Below are 4,172 nucleotides of genomic sequence, written 5' to 3'. Positions count from 1 at the left end.
CCCCACCGCCCCGGCCCGGCGACGCTCAGGCAGCCCGCCGCTTGAGCTTGCGCCGCTCCCGCTCGGAGAGCCCACCCCAGATCCCGAACCGCTCGTCGTGACCGAGAGCGTATTCGAGGCACTCAGTCTTGACCTCACAGCGCGAGCAGATCCGCTTCGCTTCGCGGGTCGAGCCGCCCTTCTCGGGAAAGAACGCCTCCGGATCGGTCTGCGAGCACAACGCCCGCTCCTGCCACTCCGGCGCGTTTCCGAGCAGGTCGGCCACCTCAAGCTGGCCGTCCATCAGATGCCTCCTTGTCGCGCACCGGCGTCATCGCCGCTGCAACCCCCCACGCGAAAGGCGTGCTTGTCCGTCCGGTCCCGATTTGTTGCGTTCCGTGCGAACAACCCCATTCAAATTACACGCGTGTAATGCGTGCGCCGTCAAGCCGAACTTGATAATGGAGTCGCCCTCCCGACACCCTCCGGACGACCACCCCGGTCGCCCGGCCTCGCAACCTGCCCTATCGATTCAGACCCCGGCCGAGTAACGCCCTCCCCGGCGAGTTGCCCGAGTTTTCTCCCGTGGCGTTTCGCCGCCGGCCCGACCGGAGTGGCGGCGGAGCATTCGGGAGATCACCCACCAGGATCGGTTGATCTTGGTGTGGCACAGGTTAGTACGACTCCGCACGGACCGCCCGTCGAGCCGGAAACGCCGACAGCGCCCCGTCCACATTGTGGACGGGGCGCGACGGACGGAGTCGGCGACCGGGCTCAGCCGGCACCCGGTGGCGCACTGCTCGGCCAGACGAACTCGGCGATCACCCCGCCGGCCACCGTGACCGTGCCGGCCGGCGTACGGCCGTCCCACCAGACGGTATACACACCGGCCGGCAGGTCAGGGTAGACAGCACTGTGGAACGTGCCGTCCTGCACCCGGCGTTCCCGCACCGCCGAGTGGGTACGCGGAACGCCCTCCCGGCTGACCTCGATCTCCCGGCCACCCAGGTCGCGTCCGGTGTAGATGATCAGGGCACCGGTGTCGCCGCCCAGGTCGAGCAGGACACTCCCGCTCTCCGACGGCCCGTACGCGTGCTCGTGCATCGCCCGCCTCCTGATCAGGACGACGCCGGCGGGTTGTTGAACCCGTCGTACGGCGTGCCGAGGTAGGGGAAGTTACGCAGGAAGGGTGCGGTCACGTCGGCGGCGCTCAGCCCCGGGGTGACCGCGGCGGCCGCGGCGTCCGGACGGAACGCGCGGTCCACCAGCGGCACGGTGAGCCCGGCGATCGCCCGCAGCGAGATGCTCACCACGTCGTCGGTGACCCGCCGCCCGTTGGGGAATCCGGCCAGGTCCCCGCCCAGCACGCCGAACCGGTCCGGCTTGCGGCTCGGCGGGATCGCGGTGTTCAGCCGGAGCATGTCGGCCTGGACGTCGCCGGTGGCGTTGGTGAAGCCGTCGATCAGCCCCTCGGGGATGCCGGTGAGCAGGATCGCCACCAGGTCGGCCCGGGCCTTTTTCGTTTTGTTCAACCGGTCCAAGTTGGGGAAGACGTCCGGGTAGAGCGCCGGCAGCAGCGCGGCCAACTCCGGCTGCTCGACGAACCGGGCGAACCGCTTGTCCTCCGACGGTGGCAGCGAGTTCCACAGGTCCTTCTGGGACATCGGCACGACGACCTCGTTGAACAGCGGATTGCCCAACCTGGACACCTGGGTGAAGGGGCCGGCGGCGGTGTCCGCGGCGACCCGGTCACCGAGGACCTTCACCTGCTGCCGCGACGCCGAGGTCCAGACACCGATCACCGAGGCGGCGTCACCGACGCCGTAGCGGTTGGCCCGGCGGCGCACCTTGTTCAGCGGTACCTGGATCGCGATGCTGTGCACGTTCATCCGGTCCGTGGCGTTGACCGGCTCCCCCTCGGCCTTGAATATCTTCTTGCCGGCCACGTGCAGCTGCTGGAACGGCCGCAGCGTACCCAGGTCGAAGATGGCACCGAGGTCGACGAAGAAGCCGTCCGCCCGTTGCCCGGCGAAGACTCGCTCCCCTGTGGAGAGCGAGAACGTCGCCTGACGGACCAGTTCGGCGTACCGCGGGGTGGACAGCGGCCCCACGTTGCACGGCGGGCACGGCAGCTTGTGCGCCAGCCGGTGCTCCCGGCCGTCGGCGATCCGGGTCAGGCTGTAGAACTGCCGCCGGTTCCAGTTCTTGCTGTCCAGCGACTCGATCGGGCCGGTGTTGTAGAGAAAACTGTTCGGATTCGTGACCTCGGTGGTGAATTCGAACCGGTAGCTGACATCGGCCTGGCCGTCACCGTCGTTGTCGATATGGATCTCGTACCGCACGTCGTCACCGAACTCGAAGAAGTTCGGGCCGCCCGCCGGAAGTTGCAACGGCACATAGTTGGCGATCAACGTCACCGAGTCGGGGCGGTCGGGGCTGACGAAGGCGTACAGGTCGGAGCTGTCGGCGACCGGATCCTTGGCTATCTCCGGGGCCTCACGGTGGGAAGACATGGCGGACCAACCTCACTGAGCGGGAAAGGATCGAAGGCCGGCCGGGCGCCGGGAGCCCGCGCCGGGCCGGAGGATGTTCGAGGGTGCGGAGCCGGGGTCAGCGCCGGGCGGCACGCCGCAGCCGGTCCGCCAGACCGCGGTCGCGTACCTCGATCCGGGAAGCGCCGACGAAGACGTCCATGGTCCCGGAGGCGGCGTCGCGCAGGTGCACGACGATCGGCTCGTCGGCGCCCGCCCCCGCACCAGGAGCGTTCTGCGCGGCCGACAGGCCCGGCACGGTGAGGGCGGCCGCGCCGAGTGTGGCGCTCGCCGCCGCGGTCAACGTCTGCCGGCGGGTCAGTCGCGGCCAGGGCCGCTTCCGCTGATCACTGGTCATGGGCAACCTTTCCGGCGGCGGCGCGAGCGCGCCCGCGATGACGGACCGGGGAGCCCGGCGCGCACGTGCGGGCGCCGCCGGCCCCGGTGAGGGGTCGCCGGCGGCGATCCTCGCCGCAACCGCCGCCGGCATCGACTGGTACGGCCGGCGGCGGGGAAAGGTTCGACGCTACCGGCGCGCGTGACCGTACGCGGTCGTCCGCTTGCGGGCCGGTCGTCCGGCGGCCGCCGCGATGGCGACCAACTGTTCCTCGGTACGGGCGGAGCCGTTGCCGGAGCCGGCCATCCGGGAGATCGTTTCCTCCATCAGCGTGCCGCCGAGGTCGTTGCAGCCGCCCTGGAGCATCGCCACCGTGCCCGAGTCGCCGAGCTTCACCCAGGAGCACTGGATGTTGGGGATCCGGCCGTACAGCAGCAGCCGGGCCATCGCGTGCACGACGCGGTTCTCCCGCCAGGTGGGCCCGGGGCGGGCGATGCCGGCGAGGTAGATCGGGGCGTTGGTGTGCACGAACGGCAGCGCGACGAACTCGGTGAACCCGCCGGTGCGGTCCTGCACCCCGGCCAGCACCCGGAAGTGCGCGAGCCACTGCCCCGGATGGTCGACGTGGCCGTACATCATCGTGGAGCTGGATCGAATGCCCAGCTCGTGGGCGGTGCTGACCACCTCGACCCAGGCGGCGGCCGGCAGCTTGCCCTTGGTCAGCACCCAGCGCACGTCGTCGTCGAGGATCTCCGCGGCGGTGCCCGGGATGGTGTCCAGCCCCGCGTCGCGCAGCCGGGTCAGCCACTCCTTCACCGGCACGCCGGCCTTGGCGGCGGCCGTGACAATCTCCATCGGCGAGAACGCGTGCACGTGCATCCCCGGCACCCGCGCCTTGATCGCCCGGACCAGGTCGGCGTAGATCGTCACCGGCAGCTTCGGGTCGATGCCGCCCTGCAGGCATACCTCGCTGGCACCGGCCGCCCACGCCTCGGCGGCCCGGTCGGCGACCTGCTCCACCGACAGCCGGTACGCGTCGGCGTCCCGCTCCCGCTGCGCGAAGGCGCAGAACCGGCAGCCCACGTAGCAGACGTTGCTGAAGTTGATGTTGCGGTTGACCACGTAGGTGACGTCGTCCCCGACGGCGTCGCGGCGGACGTCGTCGGCGATCCGGCACAGCTCGTCCAGCGCCGGCCCGTCCGCGCCGAACAGCGCCAGCGCCGCCGTCTCGTGCCTCGCGTCGAGCAGCGCGGCCGGGTCGTCGGCCGCCAGCCGCAGTCCGGCGCGCAGCTCCGCGCCCTGTCTCTTATACACATCTCCGAGCC

Annotated in this window: 5 protein-coding genes; all 5 read right to left on the bottom strand. The window is 70.6% G+C overall.

Annotated elements, in window-relative coordinates; all coding sequences use genetic code 11:
- Positions 1 to 25 precede the first annotated feature (25 nt).
- Complete coding sequence (locus C1I99_RS29880) at positions 26 to 283, bottom strand: WhiB family transcriptional regulator (RefSeq protein ID WP_007455784.1); 258 nt, start codon at positions 281 to 283, stop codon at positions 26 to 28.
- Positions 284 to 753: 470 nt separating this feature from the next.
- Complete coding sequence (locus tag C1I99_RS29875) at positions 754 to 1,083, bottom strand: phospholipase (RefSeq protein WP_111137521.1); 330 nt, start codon at positions 1,081 to 1,083, stop codon at positions 754 to 756.
- 14 nt (positions 1,084 to 1,097) lie between these two features.
- Positions 1,098 to 2,492, bottom strand: a complete 1,395-nt coding sequence (locus C1I99_RS29870; RefSeq protein ID WP_111137520.1) for a DUF4331 domain-containing protein — start codon at positions 2,490 to 2,492, stop codon at positions 1,098 to 1,100.
- 97 nt (positions 2,493 to 2,589) lie between these two features.
- Positions 2,590 to 2,868 (bottom strand): hypothetical protein, encoded by a 279-nt coding sequence (locus C1I99_RS29865; RefSeq protein WP_111137519.1) that lies wholly within the window; start codon positions 2,866 to 2,868, stop codon positions 2,590 to 2,592.
- A 168-nt stretch (positions 2,869 to 3,036) separates the two neighbouring features.
- The coding region (gene cofH, locus C1I99_RS35465; RefSeq protein WP_111137522.1) for a 5-amino-6-(D-ribitylamino)uracil--L-tyrosine 4-hydroxyphenyl transferase CofH at positions 3,037 to 4,172 on the bottom strand (1,136 nt) is incomplete at its 5' end.

This window comes from Micromonospora deserti, assembly GCF_003236335.1.
GTDB classification, from domain to species: Bacteria; Actinomycetota; Actinomycetes; order Mycobacteriales; family Micromonosporaceae; genus Micromonospora; species Micromonospora deserti.
The sequence above is the reverse complement of the archived record's forward strand: the minus strand, read 5'-3'. Positions and strand labels throughout refer to the sequence as shown.